The 24,277-nt window shown below is 75.5% G+C and carries 20 protein-coding genes; 13 read left to right on the plus strand and 7 right to left on the minus strand.

Going from position 1 to position 24,277, the window contains the following annotated elements:
- Nucleotides 1-2 precede the first annotated feature (2 nt).
- Both ACZ6CZ_RS09560 and ACZ6CZ_RS09565 read right to left on the minus strand, forming a co-directional pair.
- Nucleotides 3-479: a roadblock/LC7 domain-containing protein gene (locus ACZ6CZ_RS09560; RefSeq protein ID WP_469017154.1), complete on the minus strand. Its 477-nt coding sequence runs from the start codon at nucleotides 477-479 to the stop codon at nucleotides 3-5.
- Complete coding sequence (locus ACZ6CZ_RS09565; protein WP_469017157.1) at nucleotides 476-3,037, minus strand: sensor histidine kinase; 2,562 nt, start codon at nucleotides 3,035-3,037, stop codon at nucleotides 476-478. Before ACZ6CZ_RS09565 ends, ACZ6CZ_RS09560 begins: the two co-directional genes overlap by 4 nt.
- A gap of 254 nt (nucleotides 3,038-3,291) precedes the next feature.
- Here ACZ6CZ_RS09565 and ACZ6CZ_RS09570 point away from each other — a divergent pair, with 254 nt between their 5' ends.
- Both ACZ6CZ_RS09570 and ACZ6CZ_RS09575 read left to right on the plus strand, forming a co-directional pair.
- A complete protein-coding gene (locus ACZ6CZ_RS09570) occupies nucleotides 3,292-4,257 on the plus strand; it encodes an ABC transporter substrate-binding protein (RefSeq protein WP_469017159.1) in 966 nt (321 codons plus the stop codon).
- Between the two features lie 9 nt (nucleotides 4,258-4,266).
- Entirely contained in the window at nucleotides 4,267-5,901 is a 1,635-nt protein-coding gene (locus ACZ6CZ_RS09575) for an aromatic amino acid lyase (protein WP_469017162.1), read from the plus strand.
- Between the two features lie 37 nt (nucleotides 5,902-5,938).
- On the opposite strand, the gene ACZ6CZ_RS09580 is transcribed toward ACZ6CZ_RS09575, so the two are convergent.
- On the minus strand, nucleotides 5,939-6,478 hold the full coding sequence (locus tag ACZ6CZ_RS09580; RefSeq protein WP_469017164.1) for a DUF6114 domain-containing protein: 540 nt from the start codon (nucleotides 6,476-6,478) through the stop codon (nucleotides 5,939-5,941).
- A gap of 5 nt (nucleotides 6,479-6,483) precedes the next feature.
- Complete coding sequence (locus tag ACZ6CZ_RS09585) at nucleotides 6,484-7,182, minus strand: DUF6230 family protein (protein ID WP_469017167.1); 699 nt, start codon at nucleotides 7,180-7,182, stop codon at nucleotides 6,484-6,486.
- A gap of 658 nt (nucleotides 7,183-7,840) precedes the next feature.
- Between ACZ6CZ_RS09585 and ACZ6CZ_RS09590 the strand changes: the two genes are divergently transcribed.
- A complete protein-coding gene (locus ACZ6CZ_RS09590) occupies nucleotides 7,841-8,500 on the plus strand; it encodes a Tat pathway signal sequence domain protein (protein WP_469017170.1) in 660 nt (219 codons plus the stop codon).
- Nucleotides 8,501-8,518: 18 nt separating this feature from the next.
- On the opposite strand, the gene ACZ6CZ_RS09595 is transcribed toward ACZ6CZ_RS09590, so the two are convergent.
- Entirely contained in the window at nucleotides 8,519-9,493 is a 975-nt protein-coding gene (locus tag ACZ6CZ_RS09595; protein ID WP_469017173.1) for a lytic polysaccharide monooxygenase auxiliary activity family 9 protein, read from the minus strand.
- A 450-nt stretch (nucleotides 9,494-9,943) separates the two neighbouring features.
- On the opposite strand from ACZ6CZ_RS09595, the gene ACZ6CZ_RS09600 reads away from it, so the two are divergent.
- From ACZ6CZ_RS09600 to ACZ6CZ_RS09625, 6 genes are all read left to right on the plus strand, one after another.
- Nucleotides 9,944-10,591 (plus strand): ScbR family autoregulator-binding transcription factor, encoded by a 648-nt coding sequence (locus tag ACZ6CZ_RS09600; protein WP_469017176.1) that lies wholly within the window; start codon nucleotides 9,944-9,946, stop codon nucleotides 10,589-10,591.
- A gap of 22 nt (nucleotides 10,592-10,613) precedes the next feature.
- Complete coding sequence (locus ACZ6CZ_RS09605; protein ID WP_469017179.1) at nucleotides 10,614-11,813, plus strand: damage-control phosphatase ARMT1 family protein; 1,200 nt, start codon at nucleotides 10,614-10,616, stop codon at nucleotides 11,811-11,813.
- Between the two features lie 176 nt (nucleotides 11,814-11,989).
- Nucleotides 11,990-14,158: a germacradienol/geosmin synthase Cyc2 gene (cyc2, locus tag ACZ6CZ_RS09610; protein ID WP_469017182.1), complete on the plus strand. Its 2,169-nt coding sequence runs from the start codon at nucleotides 11,990-11,992 to the stop codon at nucleotides 14,156-14,158.
- Nucleotides 14,159-14,260: 102 nt separating this feature from the next.
- Nucleotides 14,261-14,821 carry a PDZ domain-containing protein gene (locus ACZ6CZ_RS09615; protein WP_469017185.1) on the plus strand — a complete coding sequence of 187 codons (561 nt, stop codon included), beginning with the start codon at nucleotides 14,261-14,263 and terminating at the stop codon, nucleotides 14,819-14,821.
- A 134-nt stretch (nucleotides 14,822-14,955) separates the two neighbouring features.
- Nucleotides 14,956-16,083, plus strand: a complete 1,128-nt coding sequence (locus tag ACZ6CZ_RS09620) for an aminopeptidase P family protein (RefSeq protein ID WP_469017188.1) — start codon at nucleotides 14,956-14,958, stop codon at nucleotides 16,081-16,083.
- Nucleotides 16,084-16,137: 54 nt separating this feature from the next.
- Nucleotides 16,138-17,175 carry an aminoglycoside phosphotransferase family protein gene (locus ACZ6CZ_RS09625; RefSeq protein ID WP_469017190.1) on the plus strand — a complete coding sequence of 346 codons (1,038 nt, stop codon included), beginning with the start codon at nucleotides 16,138-16,140 and terminating at the stop codon, nucleotides 17,173-17,175.
- Nucleotides 17,176-17,201: 26 nt separating this feature from the next.
- Here the strand turns inward: ACZ6CZ_RS09625 and treZ are convergent, their stop codons facing one another.
- Entirely contained in the window at nucleotides 17,202-18,947 is a 1,746-nt protein-coding gene (gene treZ / locus ACZ6CZ_RS09630; RefSeq protein WP_469017192.1) for a malto-oligosyltrehalose trehalohydrolase, read from the minus strand.
- Nucleotides 18,948-19,123: 176 nt separating this feature from the next.
- On the opposite strand from treZ, the gene ACZ6CZ_RS09635 reads away from it, so the two are divergent.
- The 3 genes from ACZ6CZ_RS09635 to ACZ6CZ_RS09645 all read left to right on the plus strand — a co-directional run bounded on the left by ACZ6CZ_RS09635 (nucleotide 19,124) and on the right by ACZ6CZ_RS09645 (nucleotide 21,560).
- The gene (locus ACZ6CZ_RS09635; protein WP_469017195.1) at nucleotides 19,124-19,675 is read left to right on the plus strand and encodes an FHA domain-containing protein; all 552 of its coding nucleotides are present in this window, start codon (nucleotides 19,124-19,126) and stop codon (nucleotides 19,673-19,675) included.
- Nucleotides 19,676-19,818: 143 nt separating this feature from the next.
- On the plus strand, nucleotides 19,819-21,144 hold the full coding sequence (locus ACZ6CZ_RS09640) for a M14 family zinc carboxypeptidase (protein WP_469017197.1): 1,326 nt from the start codon (nucleotides 19,819-19,821) through the stop codon (nucleotides 21,142-21,144).
- Nucleotides 21,141-21,560 (plus strand): SSI family serine proteinase inhibitor, encoded by a 420-nt coding sequence (locus tag ACZ6CZ_RS09645; protein WP_469017200.1) that lies wholly within the window; start codon nucleotides 21,141-21,143, stop codon nucleotides 21,558-21,560. Before ACZ6CZ_RS09640 ends, ACZ6CZ_RS09645 begins: the two co-directional genes overlap by 4 nt.
- A gap of 69 nt (nucleotides 21,561-21,629) precedes the next feature.
- On the opposite strand, the gene ACZ6CZ_RS09650 is transcribed toward ACZ6CZ_RS09645, so the two are convergent.
- A complete protein-coding gene (locus ACZ6CZ_RS09650) occupies nucleotides 21,630-22,880 on the minus strand; it encodes a M14 family zinc carboxypeptidase (protein WP_469017896.1) in 1,251 nt (416 codons plus the stop codon).
- A 264-nt stretch (nucleotides 22,881-23,144) separates the two neighbouring features.
- Between ACZ6CZ_RS09650 and ACZ6CZ_RS09655 the strand changes: the two genes are divergently transcribed.
- Entirely contained in the window at nucleotides 23,145-24,269 is a 1,125-nt protein-coding gene (locus ACZ6CZ_RS09655) for a cytochrome P450 family protein (RefSeq protein WP_469017202.1), read from the plus strand.
- Nucleotides 24,270-24,277: the final 8 nt, after the last annotated feature.

The following is a 24,277-nucleotide window of genomic DNA, read 5'->3' on the forward strand; positions in this document are numbered from 1 at the left end:
CCTCAGCGGGTCGGCGCGGCGCCGACGCTGTTCTTCAGTTCCAGCACGAGCTGCGGGCTGAGGGCGGCACCGGCGCGGTTGGCGAACAGCGTCATCTCGTAGGCGATGTTGCCGAGCTTCGCCTCCTTGCCGGTGACCACGCCGAGCACGGCGCCGCTGCCGATCGCGGAGACGATGACATGGCCGCCCTCCAGGTCGATGATGACCTTGTTGAGGCCGCCGAGGCCGTAGTTGCCGGAGGCGCCGGCGGCCAGGCTGGTGATGCCCGAGACGATCGCCGCGAGCCGCTCGGAGTGGGCGCGCTCGCGCAGCTCCGAGACGGCGATGAGCAGGCCGTCGGACGAGACGGCGATCGCGTCGACCACGCCCGCGGTCTCGGTCGCGAAACGGTTCAGCAGCCAGGTGAAGTCGGCCGCGGCTGCCCGCAGATCGGTCGGCGTGCTGCCGCCCGTCGGGGTGTCACCTGTCGACGTGCTCACTGCTCGGCTCCTTCCGGGAGGTGGTGCTGGTGGTGCGACGGGGTCGCCGGGTGGGGTACGGGAGCCGCGGCGGGACCCGCGGCCGCGGCGCCGCCGGTCTCGGTACCGCCGGTGTTTGTGCCGGTGCCGGTGTCCGTGCCGTCGCCGCTTTCGCGCCGGGCGCGTTCCACCGCGGCCTCGAACTCCTCCAGGGCGTCGCGCACGGCCGCCGCGTCCTGCGCGGGCGCCGTCCGCGGCACGGCCCGTGCCGCTCCGGCCGTCGCCCCGAGCGTGGCCCCGCGGACCCGGCGGCGCAGGGAGCGGCCGGCTCCGGGGGCGCCTTCGGCGGACGGGGCCTCGGGGCCGGCGGCGGTGCCGGCCGGCAGGGCGGCTTCCCGGCGCGGGGTGCGGCGGGGGAGCGGGACGGGCTGCCCGGGGGGTGCGGCGGGAGCGGTCCGGTCGGGTCCGGCGTCGGGGGCCGGGGGCGCGTGCCTGGTGGCGACGGGGTCCGGGGTCTCCTGCCTCGCCGGCGCGGGCGCCGGCCGCGCGGGCACCGGCCCGGCCGCGCTCTCCCGGGCCGTCGCCCTCGCGGCGGGAGCCGGGGCCGCGGGCGCCGCCGGGCCCGCCGGCAGCAGCAGCGCGACGGGCAGGGTCACCTCCGCCGTCACACCGCCGCCCGGGGTGCGGGTCAGCTCGACGCCGATCTCCCAGCGGCGGGCCAGGGCGCCCACCACGAACAGGCCCAGCACCTTGGTCGGCACCAGGTCGAGCCGCTCGCGCCGGACGAGGCGGGCGTTCTCCTCGGCCAGGCGCTCGGCGCTCATGCCGAGGCCGTGGTCGGTGACCACGACGTGCGTGCCGTCGGCGCCGGCGCGGACGGTGACCTCGACCGGGCTGCCCTCCGGGGAGAACGACGCGGCGTTCTCCAGGAGTTCGGCCAGCATCAGGGTCAGGTCGCCGACGACGTCCGGCTCGACCACGGCGTCCGAGGCCGCGTACAGCCGTACCCGCCGGTAGCCCTCGATCTGTCCGAGCGCGGCCCGCACGACCGTCGTCAGTGCCGTGGGGCCGGCGTCCGGCACCGTCTCGCGGATGCCGGCCAGCAGCATCAGGCTGTCGGCGTTGCGGCGCAGGCGGACGGCGATGTGGTCGATGGAGTACAGGCGTTCCAGCAGCGCGGGGTCGGTCTCGCCGCGCTCCACGGCGTCGATCAGCGCGAGCTGACGGGTCGACAGGTTGCTGACGCGGCGGCCGACGTTGCCGAACATCTCGGCGGTGTTGCGCCGGCTGAGCACCTGGCGTTCGAGGAGCGCGGCGGCCGTGGTCTGCACCCGGTTGAACGCGGTGGCCAGCTCACCGATCTCGTCCCGCGCGGTGACCGGCACGTCCCGCAGCCGGGGCGGGCCGTCGTCCTCGGCGTCGTCGTCGGCGACCCGGGCCAGCTCGCGTCCGGCCACGTCGGCGACCTCCGCGGCGACGCCCGTGAGGGCCTGCACCGGGCGGATCACCGAGCGGCGCACCAGCACGGCGAAGGCGATCCACAGGGCGAAGCCGAGCAGCGCGGCGGTCAGCAGCAGCCCCGCGTGCCAGCGCGCGGACCGTGCGGCGCCGTCGGCCCGGTCGGCGATCTGCCCGATCAGCGAGGTGGTGATCCGCAGCCGGGCGGCGGCCTGCCGGGGGTAGTCGGGATAGTCGCCGAGCGCGTCCGTCACCGCGGCGCGGATCTCGGACCGGCTGCCCGGCTCCAGCCGGCCGGTGTCGACGCGCAGTTCGGCGTACGACTCGGCGATCCTCAGCTGCGCCGGGCTGTGTTCGATCCCGGTGAGCTGCCCGGCCTGCCGCTCGGTGGCGAACCGGGTGAAACGGTCGGCCTGGTGCGTGTAGAGGTCGTGGGCGCCGACCGCGTTGGTGAACTCGATCAGGGCGTTGGTGTCACCGGTGGTGGCCGCGAACACGTTGGTCTCGAAGGCGCCGTGGGCGGCGTCGGCGCGCAGCAGGGAGTCCAGCAGGCTGCCGGTGAAGGTGGTGGCGAGGTCGGCGTTGCGGTCGAGGCCGAGGCCGTCGATCAGGCCGTCGGCGGCGCTGGCGTAGGCCGGGTCGATGTTGTCGGCCGGCAGGTAGGACTGCTCGACGGAGGCGCGCAGGCTGGACAGGCCCTCGATCTCCTTGAGCGCCCGTGCCTCACTGTCCGGCAGCCGGTCGCCGAAGGTCTCGCGGACCTCCGCCACCTGGGCGTCGACCGCCGCCCGGGCGGCCCGGTAGGGCGCGGTGGAGGGCCGCGCGTCGCCGGACTCGTAGCGCGCCGAGAGCAGGATGGCCTGCTGGTGCTCGGCCTCCACCCGGTCCACCAGCCGGGCCACCTGGCTGCTGTCGCGCACCAGCCGGGCCGCCGACGCGGCACTGCCGGACTGCCGCAGCAGGTCGGTGACCAGGTACGCCAGCAGGACGGTGACCACCACGAGCGGGATGCCGACCAGCAGGTTCAGCTTGCGCCGGAAGGGCCAGCGGTCCGCGAAACCCCGCACACCGCCTCGCTGCGGGGCGTGCCGGGCGGGCGCGTCCACCTGGTTCGTGGACACCGGGCCTCCTTCATGGGTGCCTTGCGTGTCGTACGTCACGGCACCGAAGCGGGCCCCGTACTCCGCTGTGACCGAGAGCAACTGCCGTGACCCTACAGGCGCCTGGAACGATCGAGCAGCCCGCCCTTTGTGAAGACTCCGTTACGAAACGACCGCGCCGCGCGCGCAACTGGACTGACATGGACGGGAATCGACGCCAATCGGTGACCAGGCGGCACTTGACTGACCGAGAACCCGCTGGATTGGATCAGCGGGTGACTTCGACAACCCACAGCAGCAGGCTCATCCGGCAGACCCGAGGCGTGGCGGCGGTCGCGCTCGCCGCGACGACGGTCCTGCTGGCGGGCTGCTCCTCCTCCGACTCCGACGACAACGGCGACAACCCCCTGGCCGAGGGCAAGGCGAGCGGCGACACGGTCGTCGTCGGGTCCAACAACTTCGCCGAGAGCATCCTGCTCGCCGACATCTACGGCGAGGCCCTGAAGGCCAAGGGCATCAAGGTCACCTACAAGCCGAACATCGGCAGCCGGGAGACCACCTACGGCCTGCTCAAGAACGGCACCATCTCGGTCCTGCCCGAGTACAACGGCGCCCTGCTGGCCTACCTCGACCCGAAGGCGGCCCCGAAGTCCGTGGGGGCGACCACCTCGGCCATCGAGGCCAAGCTGGACCCGAAGCTGACGCTGCTCGCCCCCTCGCCCGCCCAGGACAAGGACTCGGTCACCGTCAACGCGGCCACCGCCGCGAAGTACCACCTCACCGGCAAATCCTCCATCGCCGACCTCAAGGCCGCCGCCGGCGACCTGGCCATCGGCGCCTCGCCGGAGTTCCAGACCCGCCGCCAGGGCCTGGCCGGCCTGAAGGACGTCTACGGCCTGGAGTTCAAGTCGTTCAAGGCGCTGGACGCGGGCGGTCCGCTGACCCAGACCGCGCTGAAGAAGAACACCGTGCAGGCCGCGGACATCTTCACCACGGACCCGACCATCTCCAAGGAGAAGTTCGTCGTCCTTCAGGACCCGGAGAACCTCTTCGGCTTCGAGAACATCCAGCCGCTGGTGTACAAGAGCGCGCTGCCGAAGAAGGGCGCCGACGCGCTCGACGCCGTCTCCGCCAAGCTCGACACCCAGACCCTGCTGGACCTCGACACCCAGGTCCAGTCGCAGAACAAGGACCCGCTGGACGTCGCCAAGGCGTGGCTGGCCTCCGCCGGCCTCGGCTGACCACCGCCCTTGGACGCGACCGCCGACGGCTCGACGCGGGTGCCCCCGGACGCCGGGGCCACCCGCGTCGTGCTCGACGGTCGCGGTCTGGAACTGCCCGGGCTGGTGCGGCTCGCCGACGCCCGCGCCGAACCGGTGGTGGCGCCCGAGGCGCTCGACCGGGTGCACCGCGCCCGGGAGGCCGCCGACCGGCTCGCCGCCACCGGACGCTGGTACGGCCGCGGCACCGGTGTCGGCGCGCACCGCTCGGTGCCGGTCGCCGCGGCCGACGAGCGCGACCACGGGTTGCGGCTGCTGCGCAGCCACGCGGGCGGCGCCGGGCCGCTGGTCCCGGCCCGCCAGGTCCGTGCCATGCTCGCCGTCCGCGCCAACCAGCTGCTGGCCGGCGGCTCCGGCATCCACCCGGACTTCGTCACCGCCCTCACCGACGCCCTCCGCCTCGGCGTCCACCCCGCGGTCAGCACCTACGGCGGCGTGGGCACCGGCGACCTCACGGCCCTGGCGCAGACGGGCCTCACCCTCATCGGGGAGCGGCCGTGGCTGGGCCCCGAGGAGAGCGACAGCCGGGGCTACGACGCTCCGGGCCACGGCGGTCCGGGAGCCGACGGCTGCGGCAGCGGCAGAGGCCTCGCCACGGGCACCGGTACCGCCACCGGCCCGGGAACCAGCACCGCGGCGCTGCGGCCGGCCCGGCCCCCCGCGGTGCTGCCCGCGCCGGTCGAGCTGCGGGCGGGCGACGCGATGGCGCTGCTCAGCAGCAACGCCCTCGCCCTCGGCCAGGCCGCGCTCGCCGCGCACGAGGCCGAGGTGCTGCTGTGCGCCACGCACGCCGTGGCCGCCCTCTCCCTGGCCGCCGTCTCCGGGTCACCGGAGGCGTACGCCGCCCAGGTGCACGCCCTGCGCCCCTACCCCGGCCCGGCCCGCGCCGCCGCCGAGGTGCGCCGGCTGCTCGGCCTGCCCGACCGGCCGGTCACCACCGGGCACCGCATCCAGGACCCGTACGGCTTCCGCGCCTTCCCGCAGGTCCACGGCGCCGCCCTGGAGGCGTCCGGGCGGCTGCGCCGGGTCGTCGAGACCGAGATCAACTGCCCCACGGAGAACCCCGTCCTGGCCCCCGACGGCGACCTCTACCACCACGGCGGCTTCTTCGCCGCGCCCCTGGGGCTCGCCCTGGACGGCCTGAACCTGGCGCTGCTGCAGACCGCCCGGCTGTGCGCCGCGCGCCTGTCCGCGCTCGGCCGCGCCGACCTGACCGACCTGCCCGCCTTCCTCGCCGTGGGCCCGGCGGGCAGCTCGGGCACGATGATCCTGGAGTACACGGCCAACTCGGCCCTCGCCGAGCTGCGTTCCTGCGCCGCCCCCGCCTCCGCCGGCCACGCCGTCCTCTCGCACGGGCTGGAGGAGGCGGCCGCCTTCGCGGGGCAGGCGGCCCGGCAGGCGCAGCGGGCCGCCGACGCCTACACCACCGTGCTGGCCTGCGAACTCGTCGTCGCCGTGCGGGCGTTGCGACTGCGTCCGGCGCCTCCGCCGGTGGCCGCGTACACGCTCGCGGCGGCCGCGCTGCCGTCCGGCACCGAGGACCGCCCGCTGACCGCGGACGTCGCGGCGGCGGCCGGACTGCTGCCCGCGCTCGCCCGGCTGTGACGGACCGGGGCCACCCGCCGGGCTCGTGTCCCGCGGCTCAGGCCTGCCGCACCGGCCCCTGCCCGGGACGCGCGGCCCCGCCGCCCAAACGCTCCGCCGCCGCGGCACCGGCCGCGTCCGCCGGAGGTGCCGCGTCGCCGTCCGCCGCCGTGGCCCCGCACTCGCGTGCCGCCCGGGCCTGCCGGCGCCGCCGGCGCCGGCTCACCCGGGGTTCCTGGTCGGGCAGCCAGCCGAAGGTGAGGCAGCTGCCGACCGCGCCGAGGAGGAGGCCGACGAAGAAGCCGCCGAGGTTGGAGGTGAGCCAGGTGCCCAGGGACAGCAGGATGCCGGTGATCGAGTAGAACAGCCGCTGGGTGGGGTTGAAAAGGATCAGCAGTCCCAGGATCACCATCAGCGCCGGCAGCAGATAGCCCGCCAGGCCCTGCATGCCGATGTGCAGGACGACCTTCAGCGACGCCTTCTCGGTCAGCAGGATCTCGGCCCCGCCCAGGGCCAGCAGCAGCCCGCCCCAGAACGGCCGGCGGGCCCGCCACTGGTGGAAAGTCCCCCGCCGCTCTCCTCGTGGACGCCCCGGCACCGGACTCAGCAACCCGAGTCGCTGAAGCGCAGCCGCAGGCCGGGCAGTTTGAACACCCCTGCCGTGGTCGCGTAGTTGGTCTGCCGCAGGTTGCCGATGTGCACGGTGTCCGCCTGCTGGCTGAAGACGCCGATCGGTCCCTTGGCGTTGGCCTTGGTCAGGGTGCTGGCGTCGTTGCCGATCTCGATGTTGTCGAACGACGCGTCACCCGACAGCTCCGTGGAGTCGGTGGTGAGGTCGCTCGCGGAGACCTTCTGCGCGCCGCTGCCCGCCGTGATCAGCAGGTTGGTGCCGCCCAGGTCGACGCTCTGGCACAGCTTGGTCAGGGTGGCCTTCTTGATCGCGGAGGTGATGACGAGCACCTGGCCGCCGGTGTCGCCGGCGTTGGGGCTGTCCTCCGCCATGTTGTCGAGGGCGCCGAACTGCTCGAAGCCGGTGCCGTTGAGTTCCGTCGCGGTGACGGTGAACGGCATGCCGGAGATCGCGAACTGCACACCGAGCGCCCCCTGCGCGGTGAGCACCGCCAGCGCCGCGGCGACCAGGGTGGCGGGCACCGCCATCACCGCGGCCCGGCGCAGCCGGACCCGCCCGCGCCGCTCGCCGTCCCCGGCGGCAGGGGGCGCCGGTGGTGGCACCGGTCCGGAAGCCCCTGACGGGCTGGTGGAGTCGTGGTCGGCGGACGAGAAGTCCGGGGACGAGGCCATGTCTGCTCCCGTGGGCATAGGGAATGCGGGTTGGGCTTCAGTGGCGCGTTGTCCTGGCGCGGACGGGGACCGCGGCGCACGCTCCCGGCACTCCCGGCGGGTGCAAGGGCTTTCTCGTTACGCAGCAGTAGCCTTTGGGAAGTTACCGCCGGTTACTTTGAAGGGTCAAGAGACGTGTGAAAAAAGGGCGCCGGCCCGGTATCGACGGCGCGGCCAGGTGTTTTCCGGTCAGCGCCGGCGACCAGGCAACCCGCTTCGCGGGGCCGCGCGTCTCCCGGCCCGCCCGGCTGCCGGTCCCGCACAAGCGCTTGACGCTGACGGTTGTTCAGGTCTACAACTTCCCTGGTTTCCTCGGGTCCGTGGCGCCGGACCCGCCGAGCGGCCGCACGAGCCGCGTTCCCGGCCCCCGTGCACCTTCCGCTCCGCCTCGGCACGCCTCCGGCACGGCCGCTTTCCTCCCGGTCCGTGCACGGCCGCCCCACCTCACCCCGGCCCGGCCGGGGAAGCCCTTTCCGCGAGGCCCACGACCGCTGCCCGGTCGTCCGCCGTCGCCGGTCCGTGACGTACGGAGAAGGCGTCCCGGACCGGCGACGGCGGGCTCTCCCGGGCCGTTCCCACCGTTCGAGCCGTCTCCCCACTTCAGAGATGAGGCACCCGCATGCGTACTCGATCCTTACTCTCCCTGGCCGCCACCGTCGCCGCCGTGACGCTCTCGGCCGCCGTTCCCGCCTCCGCCTCCGCCGCCGCCTCCGCCGTGCTGACCACCGGCGGCCCGGGCGGCGCCGCCGTCCCCGTCGGGCACGTGCTCACCGCGCCGCTGGCCAGTGGCACCTCGGCCACGTTCTACTCCAGCGCGACCGGTACCAGCGGCGTCACCTGCACGTCCTCGCAGTTCACCGCCACCGTCACCGGCAACCCGACGGCGCCCGGCACGGCCACCGAGTCGGTCACCGCGCAGACGTTCAACAGCAGCAGCTGCACCAGCAACGTGACCGGAGTGCTCGGCGTCTCCGGCATCACCATCGACCACCTGCCCTTCAGCGCCACCGTCACCTCCGCCGGCGCCCTCAACGTCACCCCGCCGAGCGGCTCGACCATCCAGACCACGGTCAAGCTGCGCACCCTGCTGGGCACGGTCACCTGCGTCTACCAGGGGGCGAGCCTGACCGGCACGGCCAGCAACACGGGCAACACGATCGCCTTCGCCAACCAGCAGTTCGCGAAGGTCTCCGGCTCCTCCCTCTGCTTCGCCAACGGCTACTTCACCGCCAAGTACGGCCCGGTCACCGACGGAGGTGCCGCGGTCTACGTCAACTGAGCCGCGTCCGCCCGGCGGTCAGCGCCGGCGCAGACGCAGCGCGAGGGCGGCGCCCCCGGTGAGCAGCAGCACCGCGGCGGCGCCGCCCGCCAGCACGGGCGCCGAGGGGCCCGATGCCGCGCCGGTGGCCGAGACCGCCGGGGTGCCGCTCCGGCCGGCATCCCGGCGGACGCCACCGGCGCTCCCGGCGTTCCCGGCCGGTGCGGCGCGCTCGGACACGGCGGTGCCCGGGCCGCTCGCGGTGGCCGACGGGTGCCGGGCCGGCGCGCTCGCCGAGGACGGCACCGGCGCCGTCGTGGACGCGTGCGGGGGCGCCTGCGCCGACCGGGCGGCGCCGCTTCCGGCCGTTCGTGTCGCCGCGAACCGCACGTCGGAACACGAGTAATAGGTGTCCGGCGTGCTCGTGTTGCGCCAGACCGTGTACAGCACGTGCCGCCCCGTCCGGTCCGGCGGCAGCGTCACGGTGAAGTGGTACGCCCCGTCGCGCAGCGGCGGGTCGGTGACCTCGGCGAAGGGACGCGCGGGCAGGTCGGACCACGTCAGCGGCTTCGCCGGGTCGTAGCCGGGCCTGGTGAGGTACAGGGCGAAGCTGCCGGTGTGCGCGATCGTCGAGGCGTACGTCATCGTCATCCGGCCGCCCGGGGTCAGCCGCGTCGCCGGCCAGTCCGCCCGCGCGAGGTCCAGCCCGCGGTAGGCGGGCAGGTTGCCGCTGCACAGCCTGCCGTCCGGGATCACCTGCCGGTCCCGGCCGCCGACGCCGGCCACCCGCAGGTTGTCCCACGCGGTGAAGGGGGCGCCGTTCGCCGCGACGGCGGCCCGGCAGGCCGCCGACCCGGACGCGGCGCCGCCCTCGGGCGAACAGGCGTACACCCGGCTGACCGGATCGGTGGGCGCGCCATGGGCCTGGGCGGGCCCGGCCGTCCACGGCAGCAGCAGGAGCGGGGCCGCCGCTGCGGCCCCCAGGACGCCCAGGCGGGCGGTCGTCCGACTCATCCGGGACGTCTCCTCGGTGGGCGCGGGAAAAGACATGGCGGCGTCCAGTACGGCGCCCGCGGCCGCCGCGTTCAGCCGCCCGCGCGCGTGCCCGGCCCCCGCACGCCCGGCGCGGGGGCGCGTCTCGCAGAGCGAGATGCGCCGGACAGCCCCTGGAGAGGCCATTGAGAACCGACCGCCCGGCTCGTATCGTGGCGATCACGCAACGGCAAGCCACCGACCCCGCGCCGCACCGGAATTCCACTGCTCACCGAGAGGGGAACGTGCCCTGATCTCGCCCGATGCCGGACCAGGACGGGTCCGGGCGGCCGGAGACCGGAGTGATCCGGGTGCGGAACGGGCTCGGCACACCCGCGATGTCCTGTCGTACGGTGAGCTATCGTATGCGTGGGGTCAGAAACAAACCGCACGTCCCGTTCTTTTGAGCCGCGAGAAGAGAGAGTCCCGTCGATGGCCAGGCAGTTACGCGCCGAGCAGACCCGCGCAACGATCATCACGGCCGCCGCCGACCTGTTCGACCGGCACGGCTACGAATCCACCAGTCTGAGTGACATCGTGGACCACGCCCAGGTCACCAAGGGGGCGCTGTACTTCCACTTCGCGGCGAAGGAGGACCTCGCGCACGCGATCCTGGAGTTGCAGTCCGAGGCCGCCCGCCGGGTGGTGACGGAGGCGGAGCAGCGCGGCCAGTCCGCGCTCGACTCGCTGATGCGCGTCACGTTCGGGCTCGCCCGCCTCGCCGTGGCCGATCCGGTCCCGCGCGCCGGGCTCCGGCTCGCCACCGCGGACGTCGCCGTACGGCCGCCGCTGCGCCATCCCTTCACCGAGTGGCTGGAGTTCTCCACCCGCAAACTCACGGGCGCCGTCCGGGAGTCCGACATCCACCCCGACGTCGACGTCCACGCCGTCGCCCACTCACTGGTCTGCTTCTTCGTCGGCACCCGGATCGCGGGCCGCTCCCTCGAACCCGTCGGCCGGCTGCCGCGCCGGGTGGCCGAGATGTGGCACCTGTCGATCCGGGGCCTGGTCCCGGTGCACCGCCGGCCCCGCTATCTGGCGCTCGCCGCGCAGCTGGAGCGGGAGATCAGGAACGTATGACCGGAGCGGTAGCGTGGCGCCCATGCCCGACACCCCCAGCGCGCCCGTGCTCCTCGCCGACGAGACGGGCTCCTTCCCGCACAGCGTGTTGGCCGAACGGCACCCCGCCATCATCCGCCAGGTCCGGGACGCCTTCCCGTACGGCCCCGGGCAGCACCGCGCGCTCGACGAGCTGCTGGCCGGCTGCACGCGGGGCGTGATCGAGCCGCTCCCCGCCGACGCGCCCGACCGGGACCGCTGGCACGACTGGGGCCTGGCCGCGTACACCGGGCGGTCCTGGTTCGACGTGCCGTGGCTGTGGTCCGAGAGCTGGTTCTACCGCCGGCTCCTCGACGCCGTCGGCTACTTCCGCCCCGGACCCTGGCAGGGCATCGACCCCTTCCTCCCCTTCAAGCGCGCCGAACTCGACGCCCCGGAGACGGACGACGAACTGGCCGCGCTCGACCGCCTCCAGGACCGGCCGGAGCCCGAGCGGGCCCGGGCCCTGCTGCACGGCTCGCTCTGGGGCAACCGCGCCGACCTCGGCTTCCGCCTCTCCGCCGCGGGCGCCGAAGCCCGGCAGGCCGTGCCCGCCCTGGTCGCCGACGACAGCGACACCCTCTGGTCGCTGCTCACGCCCTCCGCCGCCGGCACCCTCTGCCTCGTCGCGGACAACGCGGGCCGCGAACTGATCCCCGACCTGCTGCTGATCGCCCACCTCCTCGCCGAGGGGCGCGCCGCACGCGCGGTGCTGCACGTCAAGCCCTACCCGTACTACGTCTCCGACGCCACCACCGCCGACGTCGTCGACGCGCTGCGCCGGCTCACCGCGGCGCCGGGCGCGGCCGCCGGGTACGGGCGCCTGCTGTGGGCGGCCATGGCCGACGGCCGCCTCACCGTGCGGGCCCACCCCTTCTCCTGCGCCCCGCTGCCCTACGCCGACGCGCCCGAGGACCTGCGCGCCGACTTCGCCGCCGCCTCCCTCACCGTCGTCAAGGGCGACCTCAACTACCGCCGCCTGGTGGGTGACCGGCGGTGGCCGCCGACCACGCCCTTCCACGAGGTCACCGCCCGCTTCCCCGGCCCGGTCGCCGCGCTGCGCACCCTGAAGTCCGAGGTGGTCACCGGCCTTGACGCCGCCACCGAGGCCGCGCTGGACGCGGCGGAGCCAGGGCGCTGGCGCACCGGCGGCACCCACGCGCTGATCCAGGTGAACCCGGCGCCCGGCAGCCGGCGGACGTGACCCGCGGGCGCCGTCGCCCGCGACCGCGAACAGGGGCGCCCGCGCCTGCCGTGCCCGCCATGGAGCCAACACCACATCCCGAGGCGTGAGTTCCGGGTTTGTCCGCGATTCACGCGATGGTGTGATCATGTGCCGCGCGGCGGATGGCGGTACCGGGCCGCGGGTAGGGCCCGGCCATGACGCAGCCGTTCACACTCCCGCACTTCTACATGCCGTATCCCGCGCGGCTCAACCCGCACCTGGACGAGGCACGCGCGCACTGCACCGCGTGGGCGCGCGAGATGGGCATGCTCGAGGGGTCCGGGATCTGGGAGCAGTCCGACCTGGAGGCGCACGACTACGGACTCCTGTGCGCCTACACCCACCCCGACTGCGACGGACCGGCGCTGTCGCTGATCACCGACTGGTACGTGTGGGTGTTCTTCTTCGACGACCACTTCCTCGACATGTTCAAGCGCACCCAGGACCGCGCCGCGGGCAAGGCCCACCTGGACCGCCTGCCGCTGTTCATGCCGCTGGACCCGGCCACGCCCGTGCCCGAGCCGCGCAACCCGGTGGAGGCGGGCCTCGCCGACCTCTGGGCGCGTACGGTGCCGGCGATGTCCGCCGGCTGGCGCCGCCGGTTCGCGGTCGCCACCGAGCACCTGCTCAACGAGTCCCTGTGGGAGCTGTCCAACATCAACGAGGGGCGGATCGCCAACCCCGTCGAGTACATCGAGATGCGCCGCAAGGTGGGCGGGGCGCCCTGGTCGGCGGGACTCGTGGAGTACGCCACCGCCGAGGTGCCCGCCGCGGTCGCCGGGACCAGGCCGCTGAGGGTGCTGATGGAGACGTTCTCCGACGCGGTCCACCTGCGCAACGACCTGTTCTCCTACCAGCGCGAGGTGGAGGACGAGGGGGAGAACAGCAACGGCGTTCTGGTCCTGGAAACCTTCTTCGGCTGCACCACCCAGGAGGCCGCCGACACCGTCAACGACGTCCTCACCTCACGCCTGCACCAGTTCGAGCACACCGCGCTGACCGAAGTGCCCGCCGTGGCCGCCGAGAAGGGCCTCACACCGGCCGAGGCCGCCGCCGTCGCCGCCTACACCAAGGGACTCCAGGACTGGCAGTCCGGCGGCCACGAATGGCACCTGCGCTCCAGCCGGTACATGAACGAGGGCGCCCGCGCCCACTCGCCCTGGCAGCTCCTCGCCCGTCCCGGCACCTCCGCCGCCGACGTCGGCGCCCTGCTCGCCGCCGCCGCGGCGGAGCGCCTGCGCGCCCACTCCCACGTGCCCCGGCAGAAGGTCGGCCCCTCCCTGCTGCCCGAGTTCTACATGCCCTACCCGCTCCGGCTCAGCCCGCACCTCGACGGCGCCCGGCAGCGCCTCACCGGCTGGACCCGGCGGATGGGCATGCTCCAGGAGGGCGTCTGGGACGAGGACAAGCTCGCCTCCTGCGACCTCCCGCTGTGCGCGGCCGGCCTCGACCCCGACGCCACCCCCGACGCCCTCGACCTCAGCTCCCAGTGGCTCGCCTGGGGCACCTACGGCGACGACTACTACCCCCTGGTCCACGGCCACCGGCGCGACCTGGCCGCCGCCCGGCTGACCACGGCGCGGCTGTCGGCGTGCATGCCCGTCGCGGGGGAGCCCGTGCCGGTGCCCGCGTCGGCCGTGGAGCGCGGGCTCGTCGACCTGTGGGCGCGCACGACGGCGGACATGACCCCCGACCAGCGGCGCACCCTCAAGGCGGCCGTCGACACGATGACCGAGAGCTGGGTGTGGGAGCTGTCCAACCAGGCGCAGAACCGCGTCCCCGACCCGGTCGACTACCTGGAGATGCGGCGCTCCACCTTCGGCTCCGACCTCACCCTGAGCCTGTGCCGGATGGGCCACGGGCCCGCGATCCCGGCCGAGGTCTACCGCAGCGGTCCCGTGCGGTCGCTGGAGAACGCCGCCATCGACTACGCCTGCCTCCTCAACGACATCTTCTCCTACCAGAAGGAGATCGAGTACGAGGGCGAGATCCACAACGCCGTCCTGGTCGTGCAGAACTTCTTCGGCATCGACTACCCGGCCGCCCTGCGCATCGTGCACGACCTGACGACCCAGCGCATGCAGCAGTTCGAGCACGTCCTGACCCATGAACTCCCCGTCGTCTGCGAGGACTTCCAGCTGTCCGCCCGGGCGCGGGGCGACCTCGCGGCCTATGTCACCGGCCTGCAGAACTGGATGGCCGGAATCCTCAACTGGCACCGGGAGGTGGACCGCTACAAGGCCTCCTACCTCGGCCGCCGCACCCACGGCTTCCTCCCGGACCGGCCGTCCGCCCCTGTCCCGCTGCTCAGCCCGGCCCGCTGAGGCACCCCGCGGCGGGTCCGTCCCGTCCGGCGGGCCGGTCTCACCCGTTCGTGGCTCGTCGCGGCCCGGTGCACCGGGTAGAGCACCAGCCGGAGGCGAACCATGGAACAGACTGCGTTGCGGCCCAAGCCGATGCCCGGACAGGACCGCCGCGGCGGCGCCGCGCCCGGCCCCGCCCGGCGCCCGCACGCCGCGCCACGCCGCGGCCGGAGACTGCGGACCCTGCTGTGCGGCCTGTCCGCCGGCGGCGTGCTGCTGCTGTGCGGGATCGGCATCGGGGTGGTCGGCGTCACGATGGCCGGTCCGGGCGGGCTCACCGCCGCGCACCGCCCGGCCCCGCCGGCCGCCTCCGCCCGCACCACCGCCCTCACCGCACCGGGCTTCGCCCCGGCGCGGCCCGCCGCCACCCTCGGCGTCGAGGCCATGGACGCCCGCACGCCGGGCGCGCTGGTCGTCGCCGTGCACGTGCCCGGCCCCGGCTACACGGCCGGTCTGGTGCGCGGCGACGTGGCTGTGCGGTTCGGCTCCAGCCGCGTGGACTCGGCCGCCGACCTGGTCGCAGCCGTCGCCCGCGCCCGTCCCGGCACCGCGGTGACGCTCACCGTGCGGCACGCCGGCGGCGGGTACCAGCAGCTGACCGTCGTCCCCGGCGTCGTCACCTGAGCGCCCCGGCCGCCCCCGCCCCGGGCGGCACCGCCGCCCCACCCCGCTGAAACCGGCTCGCGCGTCCCCGCCGGGGCGGGCAGGATGCCTCCCGAGACTCCTTGCCCCGCTTCCTCACCCGCCCGGAGGCCCGGATGACCGGCACCGCGCCCGCGCCCTTCACCGCCGACGACCACCGGGCCCGGATGGAGCGCGCCGTCCGCTCGGCCGCCGACGCCGGGCTGGCCGGGCTGCTCGTGGCGCCGGGCCCGGACATGGTGTGGCTCACCGGCTACACGCCCACCGCGGTCACCGAACGGCTCACCGCCCTCGTCCTGGTTCCCGGGCGCGCGCCCGTGCTCGTCGTGCCCACCCTGGAGGCCCCGGACGCCGAGCGGGCGGTCGCCGCGGAGGTCCTCACCCTGCGCGACTGGACCGACGGCACCGATCCCTACGCCGTCACCGCCGAGCTCCTCGGCACCCGCGGCCGCTTCGGCATCAGCGACAACACCTGGGCCATGCACCTGCTCGGCCTCCAGCGCGCCCTGCCCGGCACCTCCTACGCCGCCCTGACCGAGGCGCTGCCCATGCTCCGGGCCGTCAAGGACCCGGCCGAGCTGGAGCTGCTGGCCGCCGCCGCCGCGGCCGCCGACGCCACCTTCGAGGAGATCCGGGGCGTCGGCTTCGCCGGCCGCCGCGAGCGCGACGTCGGCCGCGACCTCGCCGACCTGCTGCGCCGCTTCGGTCACACCCAGGTCGACTTCACCATCGTCGGCTCCGGACCCAACGGCGCCAACCCGCACCACGAGGTCGGCGACCGCGTCATCCGGGACGGCGACATGGTCGTCCTCGACTTCGGCGGCCTCAAGGACGGCTACGGCTCCGACACCAGCCGGACGGTGCACGTCGGCGAGCCGACCGACGAGGAGCGCGAGGTGCACGACGTCGTGCGCGCCGCCCAGGAGGCGGGTTTCCGGGCGGTGCGGCCCGGCGTGCCCTGCCAGGAGGTCGACCGCGCCGCCCGCGCCGTGATCGCGGACGCCGGGTACGGCGCGTACTTCATCCACCGCACCGGCCACGGCATCGGCGTGACCACGCACGAGCCGCCGTACATGATCGAGGGGGAGGAGCAGCCGCTGGTGCCCGGCATGTGCTTCTCCGTGGAGCCCGGCATCTACCTGCCCGGCCGGTTCGGCGTCCGCATCGAGGACATCGTCACCGTCACCGGGGACGGCGGCCGCCGCCTCAACGACACCACCCGCGAGATGGTCATAGTGGAATAGGGGCACCAGGAGAGACATCCTCGACACCACCCCGGGAACGGCTACGGCGCGACCATGACCCAGGCACCGACACCCACCGCGGACACCGTCCGCCGGCTTGTCCGCACCCTCCTGAAGGAGGGCCGGGACGCGGCCGCGACGCCCGACGTCCGGCCCGTCGCACAGGTCCCCGGCGAGCACCGCACCTGGTGGGTGGGGACCCGCCACGTGCTGCGGCTCGCCCCCGACCGGGAGGCGGCCCTCCGCCGGCGCCGCGAACTGCGCCTGCGGGACCTGATCCGCCCCCACCTGCCCGTCACCGTGCCTGCGTGCGTGGCGCACGGCGAGTGGGCCCCGGGGCTGACCTACACGCTCGACGCCCGGGTGCCCGGCGGCACGGCCGAGGAGCACGACGTCTCCGCCGTCGGCGAGGCCGACCTGGCCGGGCTGCTCACCGGACTGCGGGCGGTGCCCGTACGGCAGGCCGAGACGCTCGGGGTGCCGCGTACCGCCCCGCGCTCGCTGGAGGCGCTGCGCCGGATGGCCGTGCACGCCGCCGAACGCCTCGCCGCGGCCGACGAGTTCGACGCCGTGCGCCTGAAGCAGCTCACGCCCCGGGTGGCCGTCCAGCTCGCCGCGCAGCCCGGCGGCGCCGTGCTCACCCACCACGCCCTGCGGGGCGAGCACCTGGTGGTCAGCGCCGACGGGCGGGTGCGCGGCGTCCTGGACTGGTCCGGCGCGGTCGTGGGCGACCCGGCGGAGGACATCGCCGGGCTCGCCCTGGCCGTGGGCTCCGGCGCGGCCGTCCGCGCCGCCACCCTCGCCGGGTACGGCGCCCGCCCCTGCCTGCGCGGCCTGTGGCTGGCCCGCTGCGACACGGTGGTCCGTCTCACCGACGCCCTCGACGGCCGCCCCGGCCCGCCCGAGGCCCTGCTGCGCACCCAGCTGGCGCGCGCCTGGGAGGCCATCCTGCTGGAACGCGTGACGGAGTTCCGCGAGGCCACCGACGACGCCGCCGCCGACGCCGCCCACGGCGCCGACGATCCGGTCGACGCCGACGCCGACGCCGACGGCCCGGGCGGCGGGCGGGGCGGGCCGGACGCGGCGCCCTGAGACCGCCCGGCGCCCCCGGCCGCTCGTCAGACCTGGGTCAGCACCACGCACGACTCCCCGGGCACCTGGAGCACCCCGTCCCCGTACGGCGCCTCCGGGGGGTCCCACGCGGCGAGGATCTCCACGTGCCCGGCGCCCAGCGGGATCGCCGCGGGTTCCTTGCCGAGGTTCACCGCGACCCGGACGTCCCCGCGCCGGAACGCGAGCCAGCGGGCCTGCTCGTCGTAGGCCACCTTGGTGTCGGCGAGGTCGGGGTCGGTGAGGTCGGGCTGCTCGCGGCGCAGGGCGATCAGCCGGCGGTACCACGCCAGCACGCGCGCGTGGGGATCGCGTCCGGGTTCCGACCAGTCGAGGCAGGAACGCTCCCGGGTCGCCGGGTCCTGCGGGTCGGGCACCTCCTCCTCCCGCCAGCCGTGCGCCGCGAACTCCCGCCGCCTGCCCCGCCGTACGGCCTCGGCGAGGTCGGGGTCGGTGTGGTCGGTGAAGAACTGCCAGGGAGTGCCCGCCGCCCACTCCTCGCCCATGAACAGCATCGGCGTGAACGGCGCGGTCAGCGTCAGCGCGGCCGCGCAGGCCTGGAGGCCGGGGGAGAGGGCGGCGGCGAGGCGGTCGCCCTGGGCGCGGTTGCCGACCTGGTCGTGGGTCTGGCTGTAGCCGAGCAGCCGGTGCGCGGCCACCCGCGCGCGGTCCAGCGGGCGGCCGTGGCGGCGGCCCCGGAACGTGGAGTACGTGCCGTCGTGGAAGTAGCCGCCGGTCAGCGTCTTGGCGACGGCGGCGAGCGGCGCCCGCGCGAAGTCGCCGTAGTAGCCCTGCGACTCACCGGTCAGCGCGGTGTGCAGGGCGTGGTGGAAGTCGTCGTTCCACTGCGCGTGCAGGCCGAGGCCGTTCTCCGCGCGCGGGGTGATGACCCGCGGGTCGTTGAGGTCGGACTCGGCGATCAGGAACAGCGGCCGGTCCAGCTCGGCGCCGAGCGCGTCCACGGCCCCCGACAGCTCCTCCAGGAAGTGGCACGCGCGGGTGTCCACCAGCGCGTGCACCGCGTCCAGGCGCAGCCCGTCGATGCGGTAGTCGCGCAGCCAGGCCAGCGCGCTGCCCAGCAGGTACGCGCGCACCTCGTCCGAGCCGGGCGCGTCCAGGTTCACCGCGGAGCCCCACGGCGTCTGGTGGGTGTCCGTGAAGTACGGCCCGAACGCGGGCAGGTAGTTGCCGGAGGGTCCCAGGTGGTTGTGGACGACGTCCAGGACGACGCCCAGGCCCAGTTCGTGCGCCCGGTCGACGAACCTCTTCAGCGCCTCGGGGCCGCCGTAGGGCTCGTGCACCGCCCACAGCGACACCCCCTCGTACCCCCAGCCGTGCCGGCCCGGGAAGGGGCACAGCGGCATCAACTGCACATGGGTGACGCCCAGTTCCACCAGGTGCTCCAGCCGGCCGGCGGCCGCGTCCAGGGTGCCCTCGCGGGTGTAGGTGCCCACGTGCAGCTCGTACAGCACCGCGCCCGGCAGCGGCCGCCCGGGCGCGGCGGCACGCCACGCGTACCGCCCGTGATCCACCACGGCGCTCAGTCCGTCCGGGCCGTCGGGCTGCCGGCGCGAACGCGGGTCCGGCAGCACGGGACCGTCGTCCAGCGCGAACCCGTAGCGCGTGCCGTCCCGCGCCTCCGCCTCCCCGGTCCACCAGCCATCCCGGCCCGGGTCGCGCGCCAACGCGCGCGTACCGCCGTCGCAATGGAGCGTCACACGCTCCGCCTCCGGTGCCCACACCTCGAACTGCACGGACGGTTCCCCTTCGTCTGCTCACCGGTATGTAGCTCGTCCATCGTGCCGTGAACGAGATCGTTCCGGCGCCCGATATCGTCTTTCCCCGCAGGTGTCGCGGGACGCACGCGCGCGTGGGCACGGTTTCCCCGTCTTCTGGACACCCCGCGGTCCGCTGACCGACAATCACCGACGTGACGTCGTCCTTCGAGTTCCCCACGTACCCCGCGCGGGTCTCCGACGCGGAGCGGGACAAGGCGCTGCGGGTGCTGCGTGACGGCGCCGCCCTGGGCCGCCTCTCCCACGACACCTTCGTGCGCCGCATGGAACTCGCGCTCGCCGCCCGCCGCGCCGAGGACCTCGCCGTCCTCACGGCCGACCTGCGCCAGGAGAACCGCTTCTCGCGCGCGCTGTTCGGCGGCGTCGAGGCCGTCTCGGGCTTCACGGTACGGCTGCGCCGGGCCTGGCGGGCCGAACGGCTGCCCAAGCTGCTGCTGCCGCACCCGGGCGCCGGCCACGCGCTGCGCATCGGCCGCGACCCCGCCAGCGGGCTGCGGCTGAACCACGAGACGGTCTCCCGGGTGCACGCCGAACTCGGCCGCCAGGGCGGCATGTGGGTGCTCAGGGACCTCGGCTCGACCAACGGCACCACGGTCAACGGCCGCCGGGTGACCGGCGCGGCCGTGGTCCGCGAGGGCGACCAGGTCTCCTTCGGACAGGTGGTCTTCCGGCTCGCGGAAAGCTGATGTGGTCGAAAAGGCGCTGTCAGAGGCGGTGTTGACGTACCCCACAAGTCGTGACTGACTGTGCGTACACCAGACACACCAGGTGAACCGACGGCGCCGCATCGTGGAGGTGTGCCCTGCCGCCACTCCCGCGCTACCCGTCCGTGGACGAACTGGGCACCCGGGCGGCCGCGCTGGTCGCCCGCCGTCCCCGCGACGCCCGGCTGCGCCGGGTCGGGACGTCCCGCGCGGGCACGCCCCTGTGGCTGCTCTCCGTCGGTCACGGCAGCCGCCACACGCTCGTCGTCGCCGGTCCGCACGCCAACGAGCCGGTCGGCGGCGCCACCGTGCTGCGGCTGGCCGAACGCGCCCTCGCCGACCCCCGGCTCACCGAGGGTGCCGACACCACCTGGAACCTGCTGCTGTGCCTCGACCCGGACGGCTCCCGGCGCAACGAGGAGTGGCTGGCCGGGCCGTACACTCTCGGCCACTACTTCCGGAACTTCTTCCGGCCCGGTTTCCTGGAGCAGCCCGAGTGGCTGCCCCAGGGCGCGGCGGCCGCCGCCCTGCCGGAGACCCGGGCCCTGCTCGACCTCCAGGACGAGCTGCGGCCGGTGCTGCAGTGCTCGCTGCACGGCGTCGACGTGGGCGGCGGCTTCGTCGAGCTGACCCGTGACCTGCCCGGCCTCGCCCGGCGCGTCGCGCACACCGCGGCCCGCCTCGGCATCCCCCGCGAACTCGGCGCCTACGACACCCTGTACTGGCCGGCGCTGCAGCCCGCCGTCTACCGCATCCCGCCGCCGCGCCGCGGCGACCTGGCCGCGGCCATCACCGAGGCGGCCGTCGAGTCCACCTGGTTCCACCCCTGCCGGCACGGCACCCTGACCGCCGTGGTGGAGGCGCCGATGTGGGGCGTGGCCGCCGTGGAGGACGGCTCACCGCCGGCCGACCCCGACGCGGTGCTGCGGGCCGTCAGCCGCGGGCTGCGCGCCGACACCCGGCTGCTGACCGGCGTCCTCGCCCGGGTCAGGCCCCGGCTGGCCGCCGTACCGGACGCGGCCGCGCTGCTCGCGCCGGTCGACGACTACCTGCTGGTCTGCCCCGGCCTCGCCGACGCCTGGGACCCCGACACCGACGACGGCCGGGGCCGCCCGCTGCCCGCGCTCACCACCGGCCATCTGGCCGCCCTGCGCATAGCCGGGCGCCGGCTGGCCCTGCGCACCGCCGGACTGCTGCACCGGCTGGTGCGCGGCGCCGGACCCGGCCCGGCGGGCGCCCTGCCCGACCTCGACCGGCTCATCGACACCTGGTGCGCGGACTACCGTGACGGCTTCGGCGCCCGCTGGATCCCGGTCGCCCGCCAGGCCGAGTACCAGGCGCGCGTCGTCCTGAGCGCCTTCGAGCTGGCGCAGCGGCACGCGCGCGTACGCTCCCGTTCGGGTGAGTCGGGCTGGAGCGCCGGGGCCGCCGTGCCGATGCACCGGGAATGACGCACCTCACCCGAGCGACAGCCGCGGCGGGCGCCCTGCTGGCGGCCGCCTCCCTCCTCACCGCCGGTTCCGCCCAGGCCGCATCCTCCCGGCCCGCCCACTCCGGAGACTGGCTCTACGTCACCGTCGCCCGCGGCGACACCCGTTCCAGCGACACCCGGGGCACCCTCCTGCTGTGCGACCCGCCCCTGGGCCACGCCCGCGCGGCCCAGGCGTGCAGTGAACTCGCCACCTCGGGCGGCGACATCGCCGGCATCCCGGTCCACCGCGACGCCGTCTGCCCGTCGATCTACGCGCCGGTGACCGCCCACGCGCGCGGGCGGTGGAACGGGCGTCCGGTCTCCTACACCGAGACGTTCTCCAGTGCGTGCGTGATGGAGGCCCGCACCGGTTCGGTGTTCGCCCTGGACGCCTGACACCCCGCGGACGGCGCCCGGGCGGCCCCGGGGCGGAGCACGGTCGCCGCTCCGGGGGCCGGCGCGGTCCTACGCCGCCCGGTCCCGGGCGTGCCGGGCGGTGGCGAGCACCGTGCGGCACTGGTGTTCCACCTGGTGCTCCAGGGGCACCCAGCGGGCCCCGAACCGCTCCGCGAAGGAGTCGCACCAGCAGGCGACGAGCCGTTCCAGGCGGGGAGCCGCCCGGTCGTCCGCCTCCCGCAGGACCCGCAGCAGCATCGCCGCCGCCCGCAGCGGCAGCCGCCGCCCGAAGGCGTCCACGCTGCCCACGTACGCCATCGTCGTGCCGGCCGGCCGGGTGCACGCCCAGTCCGCCGCCAGGCCCGGCATCAGCCCGAGCGCCCACCGGGCGGCCCGCAGCAACGGCCCCTCCGCCCCGTCCAGCCGGGGCAGCGCCTCGGCGAGCACCTGCTCGACCCGGCAGGCGTCGCGCAGCAGACGGCGCGCCAGGCCGCGCATCGCCGCCGCCGGTGCCGGATGCGGCGCGGGGTCGTCCACCAGGTCGCTGGCCCACATCGGGACCTCCACCACCGCGGTCAGCCCGCCGTAGCGGTGCGCGTGGTACCAGGTGCTGCGCCGGGCGTCGTCCGGCAGGCTCGGGTACGCCGCGTCCGACCCCGGCCCCGGCATGACGTGCACCCCGGGGCCCGAGGCCGGCCAGCCCGCGGCGTCCGAGGCGCCCGTCTCCACCGGGATGTGCAGCTCGGCGGCGGACTTCGCGAACGGCTCGGCGAGCCCCGGCACGTCCTTGGTCAGCTGCACCCAGCTGCCGCCCAGGTCGGTGCCGTGCAGCGTCACCTGGAGGTAGGGGCGCAGTTCGTCGATGACACCGGTCAGGGCGCGGGTCTCGGGCGGCAGGCGGTCCGGGGGCAGCACCGCGGGCGACCACTCCGGCTGCTCGGCGCCGGCCGGCCGGTAGAAGCCGAGGTGGTAGTCGAGGAGGCTGCGCGGCGCCGGGGTGACGTGCAGGCTGGCCCCGTCGGGGTCCGCGCACAGCAGGAAGTGCCAGGCGGTGTCCGCCCGCAGCTGCCCGCCGCCCAGCACGCGCTCGGCGAGCGAACGGAGGGCGGAGCCGCCGGCCGGCTCGTTGGCGTGGGCGCCGGCGACCACCAGCACCGCGCGCCGGGCGTGTCCCACGGACAGCAGGTGCAGCGGCCGCCCGGCCCGGGAGACGCCCACCTGCCGCAGCGTGCACAGTCCGGGTTCCCGGGCCGTCAGCGCCCGTGCGGACGCGACGAGTTCGGGCACGCTGGGATAACGCGACTCCGGCAACGGACTCACCCCCGTCATGTCCGCCTGGCTTCGCCCTCCCAGTCCCGCACGGCGTAGGTGAACTGTCAAGTACTCGGCACGTGAGAGACCCGGGGGTCCGGTGCCTGCCGCGTTAGTGGACCTCCCGCCCGCCACCTGGCCGGTGCCCGCGGCGGCCGCGTCACCCGTCCGGGCGTACGAGGACTGCGCCGCGCGTGCGGCGGTGGTCGGCTGGGGACAGCCACGCGCGCGGACGACGGGCCGCGCTCGCGCACGACCGTCCTGGAGCCCGCGGTGCTGTGTCTCACCGGTGTGCCGACCACGCGGACCGCGGGAGCGGTCGCGCCGCCACCCGTGCCGCCGCCCAGTCTCGCCGCCGCGGGCCCCGACCCCCACCCGCTCTACCGCGCCCTGCGCACCCACTTCCCGCTGGTCTACGACGAGCCGTTCGGCGCCTGGCTGGTCAGCCGGTACGCCGATGTCCGCGCCGCCCTCGCGGACCCCCGGCTGGTGCCCGTCACCGGGACCCCACCGGCGGCCCACGCGGCCCTGGACGCCCCCGTGCTCGCCGCGCTCACGGCCGCCGTGCGCCGCGCCGCCCACGTCCTGGCGCGCCGCCTGGCCGCCCGCGACGAGGCCGACCTGGTCACCGAGTTCTGCGACTGGCTGCCCGCCGCCACGGCCGCGGCCGCGCTCGGGCTGTCGTACGAGCACACCGCGCGCGTGCACCGCTGGTGCCGCGCCGGTCCCGGTGTCCCGGGTCACGGCGGGCACCCCGCAGGCCCGGCGCCGGACCTCGACGCGTTCCTGCGGCCCCTGGTGGCCCGCCGCCGTGCCCATCCCGGCAGCGACGTGCTGTCCGCGCTGTGCGCACGGCGGGCGGACGGCGCGCGGCCGTCCGACGAGAGCGTGACGGCGTCGGCCCGCGCCCTGCTCGGCGGTGCGGCGACCACGGCCGCGGCGCTCGCGTCCTTCCTCGCCAGCCTCGTCGCCCACCCCCGCCAGCTGGCCGCCGTCCGGGCCCGCCCGGAGCTGGCGGCCGGGGCGTGGGCGGAGTCGCTGCGCCGCGACCCGCCGCTGCACGTCGTGCTGCGCCGGGCCGCCCGCCCCGTGGGCCGCATACCCGCGGGCGCCACCGTGGCCTGCCTGCTCGGCGCCGCAGGCCGCGACCCGGCGCGGTACGCCGACCCCGACCGCTACGACGCCTTCCGCGCCGACCCGGCGCCCCTGGGGCCGCTCACCGCCGGGGAGCACGGCGAGGCGGGCCCGGCGGCCCTGACGGCCCGTCTGACCGCCGTGCACGGCCTGCACGCCCTGCTGGAGGCGGCGCCGGTGCTGCTCCCCGGGGCGGGCGCCCGGGCCGCCCGCGCGGAGCTGTCCGCCGGGGCGCCCCGGGCGCTGCCGGTGCGGCTGCGCTGAGCACCGCG

The organism is Streptomyces sp. NPDC041135 (assembly GCF_055592085.1).

Coding starts and splice junctions, on each gene's coding strand:
- ACZ6CZ_RS09585 (WP_469017167.1), bottom strand. CDS start 7,182: ATGGCCTCGTCCCCGGACTTCTCGTCCGCCGACCACGACTCCACCAGC.
- ACZ6CZ_RS09595 (WP_469017173.1), bottom strand. CDS start 9,493: ATGAGTCGGACGACCGCCCGCCTGGGCGTCCTGGGGGCCGCAGCGGCG.
- ACZ6CZ_RS09600 (WP_469017176.1), top strand. CDS start 9,944: ATGGCCAGGCAGTTACGCGCCGAGCAGACCCGCGCAACGATCATCACG.
- ACZ6CZ_RS09645 (WP_469017200.1), top strand. CDS start 21,141: ATGACGCACCTCACCCGAGCGACAGCCGCGGCGGGCGCCCTGCTGGCG.
- ACZ6CZ_RS09605 (WP_469017179.1), top strand. CDS start 10,614: ATGCCCGACACCCCCAGCGCGCCCGTGCTCCTCGCCGACGAGACGGGC.
- cyc2 (WP_469017182.1), top strand. CDS start 11,990: ATGACGCAGCCGTTCACACTCCCGCACTTCTACATGCCGTATCCCGCG.
- ACZ6CZ_RS09625 (WP_469017190.1), top strand. CDS start 16,138: ATGACCCAGGCACCGACACCCACCGCGGACACCGTCCGCCGGCTTGTC.
- ACZ6CZ_RS09590 (WP_469017170.1), top strand. CDS start 7,841: ATGCGTACTCGATCCTTACTCTCCCTGGCCGCCACCGTCGCCGCCGTG.
- ACZ6CZ_RS09615 (WP_469017185.1), top strand. CDS start 14,261: ATGGAACAGACTGCGTTGCGGCCCAAGCCGATGCCCGGACAGGACCGC.
- ACZ6CZ_RS09620 (WP_469017188.1), top strand. CDS start 14,956: ATGACCGGCACCGCGCCCGCGCCCTTCACCGCCGACGACCACCGGGCC.